The following is a 13881-nucleotide window of genomic DNA, read 5'->3' as shown; positions in this document are numbered from 1 at the left end:
CAAGGCTCCCGACCAGCTGGCGGGAGCCTTTTCCATCTTCGATGGGCGAGCCTGCAGGCACAAAAAAACCCACCCCGGCACTCCGGAATGGGTCTGGGCCTGTCAGGGGCAGGCATGGCTGGATTGGCGCGACTGGCGGGGATCGAACCCACGACCCTCGGCTTCGGAGGCCGATACTCTATCCACTGAGCTACAGTCGCCCCTGATGAACATGGTCTTGTTGACTTCCGTGCAACATCAAATGGGGCCAGATCAACAGGTTTACCATGCGCAACGGGCAATTGTAGGTGTTTTTTGCAAAAGCGTTGACTATAATTGCCTGTCACGATTCGTTTCGTTTTTTATCAGAACATCCAAGAGGACGTCATGAGCCAGATCGCACCAGATTCGTACGCCGCTTCCGAGGCGACCAAGAACCGTCAACTCGGCGTGGTCACTGCCATCACCTTTGGCGCCCTGCTGCTGCTGCTGGCCGTAGCCGTGTACTTCTCCACCTACGCCAAGCCTTCCTTTAACCCCAACAGCCCACAAGCCCAGGTTGCCGCTGCCCAGCGCATCCAGAAAGTCGGCTCGGTTGAACTCAAGCTGGCCCCGGCTGCCCGCGCCGTTCCCATGACCGGCGAAGAAGCCTACAAGTCCATCTGCATGTCCTGCCATGATGCAGGCGTAGCCGGCGCTCCCAAGCTGGGCGATAACGGCGCCTGGGGTCCGCGTATCGGCCAGGGTGTCGACACCCTGTTCAAGCACGCCATCGAAGGCTTCACCGGTACCCATGGCGTCATGCCGGCCAAGGGCGGCAACCCGGACCTGAGCGATGACGAAGTCAAGCGCGCCGTGGTCTACCTGGCCAACCACAGCGGTGGCAGCTTCGCCGAGCCGGCCGTAGCCGCTGCCAGCGGTGCTGCTGATGGCGCTTCCGGTGCCGCCTCTGCAGCCGCTGCCCCGGCCTCTGCTGCCTCCAACTGATCTTCCGGTCAGGCCCTGCGCCCACGCAAGGCCCGCCTGATCAACGAGCCGCTCTCCGGAGCGGCTTTTTCGTGCCTGAAAGTCGCTGACTGACAGGCCCAGGCTGCTTCAGATGCCGCTGGCCTGCGGGCTCGGCACGTAAGCGTACAGGCGCGGCAGTTCCGCCGCCTCCACCTCACGCAAGGGCCAGCAGCCCGCTTCCAGCGCATCCGCTGCCAACGTCATGTCCTGCGTATGCACCAGGCCCAGGCCGGCATCGGTCACCAGATACAGATGCCCATCGGCATCATGCAAGGCCTCGCTGACCTGCACCCGTCGGCCAGCATGCGTCCAGACCTGCCAGCCAGCCGCCTCCGGCTTCAGCCGCAGGATCCATGGCGTGCGTTCCAGCTCCACGAAGACGCGCTGTGGGCCGTTCTGGAAATACCAGCGCCCCTGCGCATCCGGTTCGTAGTTGCGCTCGATGAATTCGCGCAGCTTCTCCATCTGCACCCGGCTGCCCCGGCTCGCAGCGCTACTGCCCGGCCCGGCAAACGGTCCGGCCGCCTGCGCGGCCTCATCGCGCAGATACCAGTCACCACGCGCCCCCAGACCCAGCCAGCCGGCACACGCCGGTACATTCGGCCATTTGGCCATGGCCTGCTTGACGATATCGTCCATCCCGCCTCCTCCTGCAATTCTTTCCTATTGCCGTTTTCCTGCGTATTACGTCACGTAGTCTGACACGGCAAGCCGCCAGTTCTGCGTTATGCTTCGCCCATCATCCCCACTTTCCGCATGGAGAATCCTATGAAACGCTGGTTTCTGGTCCTGATGACCGTTCTTGGCCTGTTCAGCCTGTCCGGCTGTGGCTACAACCAATTCCAGTCCCTGGACGAAAAAGTCAAATCGTCCTGGAGCGAAGTGCTGAACCAGTACCAGCGTCGCGCCGACCTGGTGCCGAACATTGTCGCTACCGTCAAGGGCGAGGCCAACTTCGAGCAGGAAACGCTGACCCGCGTGATTGAGGCGCGCTCCCGTGCCACCTCGATCCAGGCCACGCCCGAGCTGATCAATGACCCGGAAGCCTTCAACAAGTTCCAGCAGGCCCAGGGCCAGCTGACCAGCGCGCTGTCGCGCCTGATGGTGGTGGCCGAGCAGTATCCGCAGCTCAAGGCCAACCAGGCTTTCCGTGACCTGCGCGTCACCCTGGAAGGTACGGAAAACCGCATCACCGTGGCCCGTAACGACTACATCCAGTCGGTACAGGAATACAACGTGCTGGCGCGCCAGTTCCCGACCAATCTGACCGCCATGATCTTCGGCTACAAGCCCAAGCCCAACTTCACCGTGACCAACGAGGCGGAAATCTCCCAGCCGCCGACGGTAGATTTCAACACCCAGCCGCAACCCCAGCGCCAGTAATCCTGCCTGAGTCCAACTGCCATGCCCGCAACTGCCATCTCCATGCCTGACACTCGCCGACTTCCGGCCGTACGTCAATGGCTGCTGATGCTGTTGCTGGCCTTGGTGGTGCTGCTGCCCAGCGCCTGGGCGCAACAGCTGCAGCCGATTCCGGCGCTCACCGCACGTGTCACTGACACCAGCGGCACCCTGTCCGCGGCCGACAAGGCATCACTCGAAGCCCGTCTGGCCGCCTTTGAACAGGACAAGGGCAGCCAGATCGTCATCCTGATGGTGCCTACCACCCAGCCGGAAGATATCGCTGCCTATGCGCTGCGCGTCGCCCGCGAATGGAAGGTGGGCCGTCGCGATGTCGGAGACGGCCTGCTGATCCTGGTCGCCAAGGATGACCGTCGCATGCGCATCGAGGTCTCGCGCGCGCTCGAAGGTGCCGTGCCGGATATCGCCGCGGCCGGCATCATCGATCAGGCCATGAAGCCGCGCTTTGCTGCCGGCGACTTTGCCGGTGGCCTCTCGGCTGCGGTGGAGCAGGTCATCGCACGCGTCAACGGTGAAGCCCTGCCCGCGCCCAACCCGCGTGGTCAGGCCGCACCCGACATGATCGACAACAGCATTGGCTGGATCGAGGCCCTGGTCATCGTCACCATGGTCGCCATGATTGGTGGTGCCCTGCTCAAGTCCATCCTCGGCCGTCCGCTTGGCTCCCTGGCCACTGGCGCTGCCACCGGTGGCATCATGTTCGCCATGACGGGCACGCTGGTCGCTGCCGGCATCGCCGGGCTGGTCGGCCTGCTGATTGCCCTGTTTGGCGGCAACGGCGGTGGTGGCAGGGGCGGTGGCGGTGGTGGCGGCTCCGGCCCGTCTGAAGCCCTGCGTCGCAGCAATGCGCGGCGGCGTGGCCCGGTCATCCTGCCCATGCCTGGTCCTGGCTGGGGCGGTGGCGGCGGCTTTGGAGGAGGTGGCGGTTTCGGCGGCGGCTTTGGCTCCGGTGGCGGCGGCAGTTTTGGAGGCGGTGGAGCTTCCGGAGGCTGGTAATCATGCCCATAAGCAATCCTTTTCGCAAACCCTTGGCTGCTGTCCAGGACAGCCCTGTCGCCGACAGCGCCACTGATCCGGCCGCCCTGGAACTGCTGACCGCATCGGCACTGCAGCAGCTGACCGATCACATCACGCAAAGCGAGACCCGCCACACTGGCGATATCCGCATCTGCATCGAGCACACCCTGCCCGAGAGCTACCAGCAGCGCCAGGCCACGCCACGTGAGCGTGCCGTCATGCAATTTGCCAAGCTGCGCGTCTGGGACACCGAGCACAACAACGGCATACTGATCTACATCCTGCTGGATCTGCATGCGATCGAAATCGTTGCCGACCGTGGCTACAACCACTGCGTGCCACAGAACGTCTGGCAGGAGCTCACAGACAGCCTGCGCAGCCGCTTCCAGCAACATGACTATCTAGAGGGCCTGACCCACGTGCTGGATCGCATTACCGACCTCATGGCCCAGTGCTATCCCGCCGATGCCAACCATGTCCGGGTAGAAAACCTGCCGAATGCCCCGGTGATCCTGGATTCCAGACCGCACCAACACTGATCAACGCGCTTCACCCAACCCTGACAGAGCCGTGCCACTGCACGGCTTTATTCATGCCTATGTTCGTCCTAACCCGTCGACTGTTGTCCTGCACATGAAAATCAAGGCGAGCAGCTGTCTGATGTGCCCATGAAAAAATCCCCTGCAGTTGCCTGTCAGGGGATTTCTTCTCACTCCGGTCACCCAGAGTGGTGGTGCTGTCGCATCAGCGCTTTTCGCGATACTTGCGCAGCGCAGCCAGCTGAGCCGCCATGATGGCCAACTCGGACTGAGCCAGGGCCACGTCGAACTCGGTCTTGGCGCTCTTCAGGGCTTCTTCAGCTTCCTTCTTGGCCGCAAGAGCCTTGCTCTCGTCCAGGTCCTTGCCGCGGATAGCGGTGTCGGACAGAACGGTGACCACGTTGGGTTGCACTTCGAGGATGCCACCCGCCACGAAGATCAGCAGCTCTTCGCCTTTCTCGTCCTGGATGCGCACGGTGCCGGGCTTGATGCGGGTGATCAGCGGCGTGTGACGGGGATAAATCCCCAGCTCACCGCTCTCACCCGGCAGGGCCACGAAGCGTGCGCGACCGGAATAGATAGACTCTTCCGCGCTGACCACATTCACTTGCAGGGTGTTCATACGCTACCCCTTATCAACCAGCGGCCAGCTTCTTGGCTTTTTCGATGGCTTCGTCGATGGTACCGACCATGTAGAAGGCCTGCTCCGGCATGTGGTCGCATTCGCCGTCCACGATCATCTTGAAACCACGGATGGTTTCGGACAGCGGCACGTACTTGCCCGGAGAACCCGTGAACACTTCGGCCACGTGAAATGGCTGGGACAGGAAACGCTGGATCTTGCGCGCACGAGCCACGCTCAGCTTGTCTTCCGGAGCCAGTTCGTCCATACCCAGAATCGCGATAATGTCACGCAGTTCCTTGTAGCGCTGCAGGGTACCCTGCACGGCACGGGCTACCTTGTAGTGCTCTTCGCCGACGACCATCGGGTCCAGCTGACGGCTGGTGGAGTCCAGCGGGTCAACCGCCGGGTAGATACCCAGGGCAGCAATGTCACGGCTCAGCACCACGGTGGAGTCCAGGTGGGCGAAAGTCGTGGCAGGAGACGGGTCGGTCAAGTCGTCCGCCGGAACGTACACGGCCTGGATGGAGGTAATGGAACCCACCTTGGTCGAGGTAATACGCTCTTGCAGGCGGCCCATTTCCTCGGCCAGCGTCGGCTGGTAGCCCACGGCGGAAGGCATACGGCCCAGCAGTGCGGACACTTCGGTACCGGCCAGCGTGTAGCGGTAGATGTTGTCCACGAAGAACAGCACGTCACGGCCTTCGTCACGGAAGGACTCGGCCATGGTCAGGCCGGTCAGGGCCACGCGCAGACGGTTGCCCGGCGGCTCGTTCATCTGGCCGTACACCATGGCTACCTTGGACTCACCCAGGTTCTCCAGGTTCACGACGCCGGAATCAGCCATCTCGTGGTAGAAGTCGTTACCTTCACGGGTACGCTCACCCACGCCGGCAAACACGGACAGACCGCTGTGTGCCTTGGCGATGTTGTTGATCAGCTCCATCATGTTCACGGTCTTGCCAACACCGGCACCACCGAACAGACCCACCTTGCCGCCCTTGGCAAACGGACACACCAGGTCAATCACCTTGATGCCGGTTTCCAGCAGTTCCTGCGAGGGGCTCAGCTCGTCGTACTCGGGAGCCTTGCGGTGGATGGAAGCGGTTTGCGTCTGGTCCACGGGACCGCGCTCGTCGATCGGCTGACCCAGCACGTCCATGATGCGGCCCAGGGTAGCGGGACCCACCGGCACGGTGATCGGGGCATTGGTGTTATACACCTCCATGCCGCGACGCAGGCCGTCGGAAGAACCCAGGGCAATGGTACGCACCACGCCGTCACCCAGCTGCTGTTGCACTTCCAGGGTCAGGGCAGAGCCTTCCATCTTCAGGGCGTCATAGACCTTCGGCATCTTGTCGCGCGGGAATTCGACGTCAACGACGGCGCCGATACACTGCACGATCTTGCCTTGTACTTGATTTTCTTGAGCCATTTTTTGCTCCAATAATTTCTAGGGTTACACCGCTGCGGCACCAGCCACGATCTCGGACAGTTCTGTCGTAATCGCAGCCTGGCGGGTCTTGTTGTAGACCAGCTTCAGCTCGTGAATCACATTGCCTGCGTTGTCGGTAGCGGCCTTCATGGCCACCATGCGCGCCGATTGCTCGGACGCCATGTTTTCGGCTACGGACTGCAGCACCAGCGCTTCCACATAGCGGACCAGCAGATCGTCGATCACGGACTGTGCATCGGGCTCGTAGATGTAGTCCCAGTGCTGGGACTTGCCACTGGCCATCGTCTCTTCTGCCATCTTGCTCTGCGACAGGGGCAGCAGCTGTTCCAGCACAGGCTCCTGGCGCATGGTGTTGATGAAGCGGGTGTAGCCGATGTACACGGCGCTCAGTTCACCATTGGCATAGGCATCGAGCAGCACCTTGACCGGGCCGATCAGCTTGTCCAGCTGCGGCGTATCGCCGAGCTGGATGCTGTTGGCCACGACCTTGGCACCCATGCGGTTCAGGAAGCTGAAGCCCTTGTTGCCAATGGCCACGGCACGCGTCTCGACGCGAGCGTCCTGATTTTCACGGATCTTGTTGGTCACGCTGCGCAGCACGTTGGTGTTCATGCCACCGCACAGACCCTTGTCGGTCGTCACGACGATCAGGCCTACGGCCTTGGCATCGTCGTTCTTGACCATGAAGGGGTGAACGTATTCCGGGTTAGCAGCACCAAGGTTGGCAGCAATGTCCCGGACTTTTTCGCTGTACGGACGAGCCGCGTGCATGCGATCCTGCGCCTTGCGCATCTTGGATGCGGCCACCATTTCCATGGCCTTGGTGATCTTCTTGGTATTTTCTACCGAGGCGATCTTGCCGCGAATTTCCTTACCAGCTGCCACGTTGCTCTCCCGTGATCACGCGAAGGACTTCTTGAAGGCAGCGATGGCGTCGGCCAGCTCGGCCTCGTCCTTGCCTTCCTTGTCGAAAGCCTTGTTCTCTTCCAGACGCTGCAGCAGGGCTGCGTTCTTGTCCTTCAGGTGTGCGTGCAAACCAGATTCAAATGCCAGAACCTTCTTGACATCGATGTCGTCCAGGTAACCCTTGTTCACTGCGAACAGCGTGGCACCCATCAGGCCCACCGACAGCGGGCTGTACTGGGTCTGCTTCAGCAGTTCGGTCACGCGGGCACCGCGGTCCAGCTGCTTGCGGGTTGCTTCGTCCAGGTCAGAGGCGAACTGTGCGAACGCAGCCAGTTCACGGTACTGCGCCAGGTCGGTACGGATACCACCGGACAGGCCCTTGATCAGCTTGGTCTGTGCAGAACCACCCACGCGGGACACGGAGATACCGGCGTTAATGGCGGGACGGATACCGGCGTTGAACAGGCTGGTTTCCAGGAAGATCTGACCGTCGGTAATGGAAATCACGTTGGTCGGAACGAATGCGGACACGTCACCAGCTTGCGTCTCGATGATCGGCAGTGCCGTCAGGGAGCCGGTCTTGCCAGTCACTTCACCCTTGGTGAACTCTGCCACGTAGTCGGCGTTCACGCGGGCTGCGCGCTCCAGCAGACGGCTGTGCAGGTAGAACACGTCACCCGGGTAGGCTTCACGACCCGGCGGACGACGCAGCAGCAGCGATACCTGGCGGTAGGCCACGGCCTGCTTGGACAGGTCGTCATAAATGATCAGGGCGTCCTGGCCGCGGTCGCGGAAGTATTCGCCCATGGTGCAGCCTGCGTAGGCGCTCACGTACTGCATGGCTGCAGATTCGGAAGCGGAAGCAGCGACCACGATGGTGTAGTCCATGGCACCGGCACGCTCCAGTGCGCGCACCACGTTCTTGATGGACGAAGCCTTCTGACCGATGGCCACGTACACGCAGGTCATGTCCTGACCCTTCTGGTTGATGATCGCGTCAATGGCCACGGCAGTCTTGCCGGTCTGACGGTCACCAATGATCAGCTCACGCTGGCCACGGCCGATCGGCACCATGGAGTCGATCGACTTCAGGCCGGTCTGCACCGGCTGGTCCACGGATTTACGTGCGATCACGCCCGGAGCCACTTTCTCGATCACGTCCGTCATCTTGGCGTTGATCGGGCCCTTGCCGTCAATCGGCTCGCCCAGCGCGTTGACCACACGGCCAATCAGCTCGGGACCCACCGGCACTTCCAGAATGCGGCCCGTGCACTTCACGGTATCGCCTTCGGAGATGTGCTCGTAGGCACCCAGAATCACCGCACCAACGGAGTCACGCTCGAGGTTGAGCGCCAGACCGAAAGTCGGGGTGCCATCGGCGGCTGCCGGGAACTCCAGCATTTCGCCCTGCATCGCATCGGACAGGCCATACACGCGGCAAATGCCGTCAGCAACGGAGATAACAGTACCTTCGTTGCGGATGTTGGCAGTGCCTACCAGACCCTGGATGCGGCTTTTGATTTGTTCAGAAATCTCTGCGGGATTGAGTTGCATGACTCTTTCCTTCTTCCTTAATTGCCTCAGACCCGGCCCGCTTACGCAGTCAGCGCCTGTTTCATTTGTTCAATACGGGCCTTGACGGAGGTGTCGAGCACTTCGTCACCCACGACAACGCGCACGCCGCCAATCAGCTCCTGGTCAACGACCACGGTCGGCTGGAGCCTGGTGCCAAAGCGCTTTTCCAGCAGTGCCATCAGATCTGCGAGCTCGGCGCCTTCCATCGGGAAAGCACTGTAGATCACGGCATCTGCCGCCCCAGTGGCAGCATTTTTCAGCGACTCGAACTGGCTGGCGATTTCGGGCAAGGCCGCCAGGCGGCCATTGTCCACTACCAGGCGCAGGAAGTTCTTGCCTGCCTCAGGCAAGGCTGCCGGCAGCAAACCTGCAATCAGCTCGAACAGCTGCGAGCCTTGCACTTTGGGGCTGTCGGCCACCTGCAGCAGCTCGGCATTGCCGGCTACCGCAGCAAGCTGGCCCACCCACTGGGCAGTCTCATCCAGCTTGCCGGCACTTGCGTCGAACAAGGCCTGAGCATAAGGACGAGCAATGGTTGCAAGTTCAGCCATGTTCTTCCTTTATCAGAGCTCAGCCTTGAGGCGGTTGAGCAGTTCAGCGTGCACGCCAGCGTTCACTTCCTTGCGGAGGATCTGCTCGGCGCCCTTGACGGCCAGGGCAGCGACCTGTTCGCGCAGTTCTTCGCGTGCGCGAACAACCTGCTGCTGGGCTTCTGCCTGTGCGGCTGCAATGATCTTGTTGCCTTCTTCGGTGGCACGGGCCTTGGCTTCTTCCACCATGGTCTGTGCACGACGATCGGCATCGGCCATGCGGGCAGCCGCCTCATTGCGAGAGGTGGACAGCTCCGCTTCGACCTTCTTGTTCATGTCCGCCAGATCAGCCTTGGCCTTGTCAGCCGCAGCCAGTCCGTCGGCAATCTTTTGCGCCCGCTCGTCCAGCGCCTTCGTGATCGGGGGCCACACGAACTTCATCGTGAACCACACCAGGATCGCAAAGACAATGGCCTGCAGGACCAATGTTGCATTGATATTCATGTTACCCCCTTTCGGTCATGAAAGGTAACAGAATTAGATGGCGAAGGGGTTGGCGAATGCGAACAGCAGGGCGATAGCAACACCAATCAGGAAAGCCGCGTCGATCAGACCAGCCAGAATGAACATCTTGGTCTGCAGTTCGTTGATCAGCTCAGGCTGGCGTGCGGAAGATTCGAGGAACTTGCCGCCCATCAATGCAATGCCGATAGAGGCGCCAACAGCACCCAGACCGACGATCAGACCACAAGCCAGTGCAACGAGGCCGAGAATGTTTTCCATGAAAAGCTCCTAAAGGTTGGTGGAAAAGTAAAAGAAAACCAGTTGAAATTGCGATCAGTGTGCTTCGTGCGCCTGACCGGTATAGATCAGCGTCAGCATCATGAAGATGAATGCCTGCAGCGTAATGATCAGGATGTGGAAGATGGCCCACACCGAACCTGCAATGATATGACCGATGGCCAGACCGATGCCCGTGCCGCTCAGCGCCCATGCACCACCCATCAGGGCAATCAGCATGAACACCAGCTCGCCTGCAAACATGTTACCAAACAGTCGCATGCCGTGAGAGACGGTCTTGGCAACGTATTCGATGACCTGCATCAGGAAGTTGATCGGGTACAGCAGCGGGTGGTTGCCGAAGGGGGCGGCGACCAGTTCGTGCGCCCAGCCACCCAGACCCTTGATCTTGATGTTGTAGAACAGGCAGACCAGCAGAACGCCAACCGACAGACCCAGCGTGGTGGACAGGTCAGCCGTGGGAACGATACGCATGTAGGCGTGGTGCGGGTCATTGCCGGCAGCTGCGTAGCTGCGCGCCCACATTTCGGGCACCAGATCAACCGGCAGCAGGTCCAGCGCGTTCATCAGGAAGATCCAGACGAAAACGGTCAGGGCCAGTGGGGAAATCAGCTTGCGGCTCTTGGCGTTGTGGATCACGCCCTTGGCCTGGTTTTCGACCATTTCGGCCATCACTTCGACGGCAGCCTGGAAACGGCCCGGAACGCCGGAAGTCGCCTTGCGGGCACCCAGCCACAGCAGCCAGCAGCCCAGCACACCCATCAGGATCGACCAGATCAGGGAGTCTGCGTTGAACAGGCTGAAATCCACGATCTTGGTCTGCTTGACCGCCTCGAGGTTGAAGTTGTACTGCATGTGCTGCAGGTGATGGACGATGTACTCACTTGCCGTGGGGCCGTGGTTCGCCGCTTGTTCTACATTTCCAGCCATATCGATCAATCCCAAAAACAAAATTCTTCAGTGGGCCACGCTTCTGGTGCGCATCCACGCGAGCCAGTAAGCCTTCAGCGTCACTACAAATCCTGCCAGCATTGCCAGCCAGTTCATGTGCTCCCTCATCAGCAGCGGCGCCAGCGCCAGCAGCACGATGGTCAGCATGACCTTCACACCTTCCCAGGCCAGCACCGAGGCAAAGCCGAAGCCCGCTCCCAGCCGCAAACCGGCCTGTTCCTGCCTGCGTCGGCCCCGCAGCATGCCTGCGATGGCCAGTGCCGATGGCAGCAGGGCTGCCAGCACCCCGTAGATGGCAGACAGCACCACGGCTGAACTCCAGCCTGCCAGCGCTTGCACCAATCCGCTTGCCACAACCACCGCCAGCCCCGCGTATGCCTGCACCTTCCACATCTGCCACAAGGAGGGCGATGGGTTTGCAGCGCGCCAGGCTTCTGCCTGTTCTGCGGTCCAGGGAATGATCTCGTCTTCCTCTGGCGTGTCGTCGTAAGTGGCGTTGTTAACGGGATACTGCTTCATTTTACAATCCGCTACCCGTACACACAGTTGGGCACACACGAACTCCGGCGCATTATACGCAGCAACACGGCATATGACCAGTTGATGCGGATTTTTTGACAAACACCTGCTTTGTTTTCCGCCAGTTGCAGCGTTTTGCTGTAGTAGCTTGACCCCATCCGGTGTACTGACGAGGGGCGACATTGGCTTGCAAAAGCGCCACAATGCACCCATATGTTGCATATGAGGATGCCGTCCCGGCGTTCTGCGGGCAGCGGCCCGCACCAACGGAAAAAACTGACATGACCGACAATCCCCAACAAGCCACTCGGGAATCCCTGATCGAGTTTCCCTGCGCCTTTCCCATCAAGGTGATGGGCGAGCACGCAGAAGAATACATTGCCGAGATCCACGCCATTGCACGCCAGTTTGATCCCGGCTATGACGAGAGCAGCTGCGAGCTGCGCCCCAGCAGCACCGGCCGCTATATCGGCATCACGATCACGGTACAGGCCATCAACCAGCAGCAGCTGGACGACTTGTACCGTGCGCTGACCAGCCATCCGCGCTCCAAGGTAGTGCTGTAAATGGCGATCCAGATCCTGCAGCGTGGCGTGCTCGACTACGCCACCGCCTATGACGAGATGCGCGCTTTCACCGATGCGCGCGATGCCGATACGCCTGACCAGATCTGGCTGTGCGAGCACCCGCCGGTATTCACGCAAGGGCTGGCCGGCAAGGCCGAGCATGTGCTGATTCCGGGCGATATCCCGGTCGTGCAAAGCAATCGCGGCGGCCAGGTCACCTACCACGGGCCTGGTCAGGTCGTGGCCTATCCCTTGCTGGACCTGAAGCGCTCCGGCTACTTCGTGAAAGAGCTGGTCTACCGCATCGAGGAAGCGGTGCTGCGCACGCTGTCCGATTACGGCGTGACCGGACACCGCGTCGCTGGCGCGCCCGGCATCTATGTGCGGCTGGACGATCCTTTCAGCCACGCGGCGCTCAACGAGCCGCGCCTGCCGGGGCAGGAGTTCCACAATCTCGGCAAGATCGCCGCGCTGGGCATCAAGGTCAGCCGCCATTTCAGCTACCACGGCGTGGCGCTGAACGTGGCGATGGACCTGGAGCCCTACCAGCGCATCAATCCTTGCGGCTACAGCGGCCTGCAAACGATTGACCTCGCCTATTGCGGCATCCAGACCAGCTGGCAAGAGGCCGCCGACCGCCTGGGCAATGCGCTTGCGCGTCGTCTGGGCTCCTGATTCCGGCCAGCACGGCATCTGCCCTGCGGCTACACTTGCTCACCCCCTGTTTTTCGTCTGCCTTCTGCCATGAATCCCAAAACCCCCGAATCCCACAGCAGCAACCCCGTGGTGCGTGAAGCCCAGGATGTTGCCTCCTACAACCCGCTGGCCAAGCAGAAGGCCGCCGCCAAGCTGTCGCGCATTCCGGTGAAGGTGGAACAGCACGAGATCCTGCGCAAGCCCGACTGGATCCGTGTCAAGGCTGGCAGCCCCAGCACGCGCTTCTACGAAATCAAGGACATCCTGCGCCAGAACAAGCTGGTGACGGTGTGCGAGGAGGCTTCCTGCCCCAACATCGGCGAATGTTTTGGCCACGGCACCGCCACCTTCATGATCATGGGCGACAAGTGCACGCGCCGCTGCCCGTTCTGCGATGTCGGCCACGGCCGTCCGGATCCACTGGATGTGAACGAGCCGGAAAACCTGGCGAAGACGATTGCCGCGCTCAAGCTCAAGTACGTGGTCATCACCAGCGTGGACCGCGATGACCTGCGCGACGGCGGCGCGCAGCACTATGTGGACTGCATCAGCCGCACGCGCGAGCTGGCACCCAGCACCCAGATCGAGGTGCTGGTACCCGACTTCCGTGGCCGCGACGACAAGGCGCTGGAGATCCTGAAGGCGGCACCGCCGGACGTGATGAACCACAACCTGGAAACCGTGCCGCGCCTGTACAAGCAGGCGCGCCCGGGCAGCGACTACCAGTTCAGCCTGAACCTGCTGAAGAAGTTCAAGGCGATGTTCCCGCATATCCCGACCAAGAGCGGTCTGATGGTCGGCCTGGGCGAGACCGACGAGGAAATCCTCGAGGTGATGCAGGATATGCGTGCCCACGATATCGACATGCTGACGATTGGCCAGTACCTGGCGCCGAGCACCAGCCACCTGCCGGTGCGCCGCTATGTGCACCCGGACACCTTCAAGATGTTCGAGGCAAAGGCGAAGGAAATGGGCTTCAGCCACGCCGCCGTGGGTGCGCTGGTGCGCTCCAGCTACCACGCCGACCAGCAGGCACACGCCGCCGGCGTCTGAGCCTGGCAACGCGCGTACAAGGCGGAGCTATTTCGCCATGTACGATGGCAGGCCAACACGGCTTGCCAAATTAAATAATTCAGATTATAATTACTACCCCTCCGGCCCACAGCCGGAGCATCTTTCGTTGCTGCGCTTCGGGCGTATGCCCCAAACGGCGTCAGCAGCGGACTTCAGTCAGCACCCGTATCCCGTCAGGGATGCCCGCTGCTAGACGCCATGGAAATCCTTTCCATGGCCT

The 13881-nt window shown here is 61.2% G+C and carries 17 protein-coding genes and 1 tRNA gene; 7 read left to right on the top strand and 11 right to left on the bottom strand.

Annotated features, from left to right (window positions below):
• Positions 1-124: 124 nt before the first annotated feature.
• A tRNA-Arg gene (locus ACI3EV_RS00785) sits at positions 125-200 on the bottom strand.
• A gap of 166 nt (positions 201-366) precedes the next feature.
• Here ACI3EV_RS00785 and ACI3EV_RS00780 point away from each other — a divergent pair.
• Positions 367-966, top strand: a complete 600-nt coding sequence (locus ACI3EV_RS00780) for a c-type cytochrome (protein ID WP_329771873.1) — start codon at positions 367-369, stop codon at positions 964-966.
• A gap of 108 nt (positions 967-1074) precedes the next feature.
• Here the strand turns inward: ACI3EV_RS00780 and ACI3EV_RS00775 are convergent, their stop codons facing one another.
• On the bottom strand, positions 1075-1626 hold the full coding sequence (locus ACI3EV_RS00775; RefSeq protein WP_329771871.1) for a DUF2946 family protein: 552 nt from the start codon (positions 1624-1626) through the stop codon (positions 1075-1077).
• Between the two features lie 129 nt (positions 1627-1755).
• Between ACI3EV_RS00775 and ACI3EV_RS00770 the strand changes: the two genes are divergently transcribed.
• The 3 genes from ACI3EV_RS00770 to ACI3EV_RS00760 are packed head-to-tail and all read left to right on the top strand — an operon-like array spanning position 1756 to position 3965.
• Positions 1756-2370, top strand: coding sequence for a LemA family protein (locus ACI3EV_RS00770; RefSeq protein WP_329771870.1), 615 nt, complete (start codon positions 1756-1758; stop codon positions 2368-2370).
• A gap of 21 nt (positions 2371-2391) precedes the next feature.
• Positions 2392-3405, top strand: a complete 1014-nt coding sequence (locus ACI3EV_RS00765) for a TPM domain-containing protein (RefSeq protein WP_337692162.1) — start codon at positions 2392-2394, stop codon at positions 3403-3405.
• A gap of 32 nt (positions 3406-3437) precedes the next feature.
• On the top strand, positions 3438-3965 hold the full coding sequence (locus ACI3EV_RS00760; RefSeq protein WP_329771867.1) for a TPM domain-containing protein: 528 nt from the start codon (positions 3438-3440) through the stop codon (positions 3963-3965).
• A gap of 205 nt (positions 3966-4170) precedes the next feature.
• On the opposite strand, the gene ACI3EV_RS00755 is transcribed toward ACI3EV_RS00760, so the two are convergent.
• The 9 genes from ACI3EV_RS00755 to ACI3EV_RS00715 are packed head-to-tail and all read right to left on the bottom strand — an operon-like array spanning position 4171 to position 11325.
• Positions 4171-4587: a F0F1 ATP synthase subunit epsilon gene (locus ACI3EV_RS00755; RefSeq protein WP_329771866.1), complete on the bottom strand. Its 417-nt coding sequence runs from the start codon at positions 4585-4587 to the stop codon at positions 4171-4173.
• Between the two features lie 13 nt (positions 4588-4600).
• Positions 4601-6022 (bottom strand): F0F1 ATP synthase subunit beta, encoded by a 1422-nt coding sequence (atpD, locus tag ACI3EV_RS00750; RefSeq protein WP_329771865.1) that lies wholly within the window; start codon positions 6020-6022, stop codon positions 4601-4603.
• Between the two features lie 24 nt (positions 6023-6046).
• Entirely contained in the window at positions 6047-6928 is an 882-nt protein-coding gene (gene atpG / locus ACI3EV_RS00745) for a F0F1 ATP synthase subunit gamma (protein ID WP_329771864.1), read from the bottom strand.
• Between the two features lie 15 nt (positions 6929-6943).
• Entirely contained in the window at positions 6944-8503 is a 1560-nt protein-coding gene (atpA, locus tag ACI3EV_RS00740; RefSeq protein ID WP_329771863.1) for a F0F1 ATP synthase subunit alpha, read from the bottom strand.
• 41 nt (positions 8504-8544) lie between these two features.
• Positions 8545-9075, bottom strand: a complete 531-nt coding sequence (locus tag ACI3EV_RS00735; protein ID WP_329771862.1) for a F0F1 ATP synthase subunit delta — start codon at positions 9073-9075, stop codon at positions 8545-8547.
• A gap of 12 nt (positions 9076-9087) precedes the next feature.
• The gene (locus tag ACI3EV_RS00730; protein WP_329771861.1) at positions 9088-9558 is read right to left on the bottom strand and encodes a F0F1 ATP synthase subunit B; all 471 of its coding nucleotides are present in this window, start codon (positions 9556-9558) and stop codon (positions 9088-9090) included.
• A 33-nt stretch (positions 9559-9591) separates the two neighbouring features.
• Positions 9592-9837 (bottom strand): F0F1 ATP synthase subunit C, encoded by a 246-nt coding sequence (atpE, locus tag ACI3EV_RS00725; RefSeq protein ID WP_018716087.1) that lies wholly within the window; start codon positions 9835-9837, stop codon positions 9592-9594.
• Positions 9838-9891: 54 nt separating this feature from the next.
• Positions 9892-10785 carry a F0F1 ATP synthase subunit A gene (atpB, locus tag ACI3EV_RS00720; RefSeq protein ID WP_329771860.1) on the bottom strand — a complete coding sequence of 298 codons (894 nt, stop codon included), beginning with the start codon at positions 10783-10785 and terminating at the stop codon, positions 9892-9894.
• Positions 10786-10812: 27 nt separating this feature from the next.
• On the bottom strand, positions 10813-11325 hold the full coding sequence (locus tag ACI3EV_RS00715) for an ATP synthase subunit I (RefSeq protein WP_329771859.1): 513 nt from the start codon (positions 11323-11325) through the stop codon (positions 10813-10815).
• Between the two features lie 281 nt (positions 11326-11606).
• Here ACI3EV_RS00715 and ACI3EV_RS00710 point away from each other — a divergent pair, with 281 nt between their 5' ends.
• From ACI3EV_RS00710 to lipA, 3 genes are all read left to right on the top strand, one after another.
• Entirely contained in the window at positions 11607-11891 is a 285-nt protein-coding gene (locus tag ACI3EV_RS00710; protein ID WP_329771858.1) for a DUF493 family protein, read from the top strand.
• Positions 11892-12566, top strand: a complete 675-nt coding sequence (gene lipB / locus ACI3EV_RS00705) for a lipoyl(octanoyl) transferase LipB (RefSeq protein WP_329771857.1) — start codon at positions 11892-11894, stop codon at positions 12564-12566.
• 69 nt (positions 12567-12635) lie between these two features.
• Positions 12636-13640, top strand: a complete 1005-nt coding sequence (gene lipA, locus ACI3EV_RS00700) for a lipoyl synthase (protein ID WP_329771856.1) — start codon at positions 12636-12638, stop codon at positions 13638-13640.
• The last annotated feature ends 241 nt before the right edge of the window (positions 13641-13881 follow it).

The organism is Allobrachymonas wangyanguii (assembly GCF_045055315.1).
GTDB classification, from domain to species: Bacteria; Pseudomonadota; Gammaproteobacteria; order Burkholderiales; family Burkholderiaceae_C; genus Brachymonas; species Brachymonas wangyanguii.
This window is presented reverse-complemented; position numbering and strand designations above follow the sequence as displayed.

Coding starts and splice junctions, on each gene's coding strand:
- ACI3EV_RS00780 (WP_329771873.1), top strand. CDS start 367: ATGAGCCAGATCGCACCAGATTCGTACGCCGCTTCCGAGGCGACCAAG.
- ACI3EV_RS00775 (WP_329771871.1), bottom strand. CDS start 1,626: ATGGACGATATCGTCAAGCAGGCCATGGCCAAATGGCCGAATGTACCG.
- ACI3EV_RS00770 (WP_329771870.1), top strand. CDS start 1,756: ATGAAACGCTGGTTTCTGGTCCTGATGACCGTTCTTGGCCTGTTCAGC.
- ACI3EV_RS00765 (WP_337692162.1), top strand. CDS start 2,392: ATGCCCGCAACTGCCATCTCCATGCCTGACACTCGCCGACTTCCGGCC.
- ACI3EV_RS00755 (WP_329771866.1), bottom strand. CDS start 4,587: ATGAACACCCTGCAAGTGAATGTGGTCAGCGCGGAAGAGTCTATCTAT.
- atpD (WP_329771865.1), bottom strand. CDS start 6,022: ATGGCTCAAGAAAATCAAGTACAAGGCAAGATCGTGCAGTGTATCGGC.
- atpA (WP_329771863.1), bottom strand. CDS start 8,503: ATGCAACTCAATCCCGCAGAGATTTCTGAACAAATCAAAAGCCGCATC.
- ACI3EV_RS00735 (WP_329771862.1), bottom strand. CDS start 9,075: ATGGCTGAACTTGCAACCATTGCTCGTCCTTATGCTCAGGCCTTGTTC.
- ACI3EV_RS00730 (WP_329771861.1), bottom strand. CDS start 9,558: ATGAATATCAATGCAACATTGGTCCTGCAGGCCATTGTCTTTGCGATC.
- atpE (WP_018716087.1), bottom strand. CDS start 9,837: ATGGAAAACATTCTCGGCCTCGTTGCACTGGCTTGTGGTCTGATCGTC.
- atpB (WP_329771860.1), bottom strand. CDS start 10,785: ATGGCTGGAAATGTAGAACAAGCGGCGAACCACGGCCCCACGGCAAGT.
- ACI3EV_RS00715 (WP_329771859.1), bottom strand. CDS start 11,325: ATGAAGCAGTATCCCGTTAACAACGCCACTTACGACGACACGCCAGAG.
- ACI3EV_RS00710 (WP_329771858.1), top strand. CDS start 11,607: ATGACCGACAATCCCCAACAAGCCACTCGGGAATCCCTGATCGAGTTT.
- lipB (WP_329771857.1), top strand. CDS start 11,892: ATGGCGATCCAGATCCTGCAGCGTGGCGTGCTCGACTACGCCACCGCC.
- lipA (WP_329771856.1), top strand. CDS start 12,636: ATGAATCCCAAAACCCCCGAATCCCACAGCAGCAACCCCGTGGTGCGT.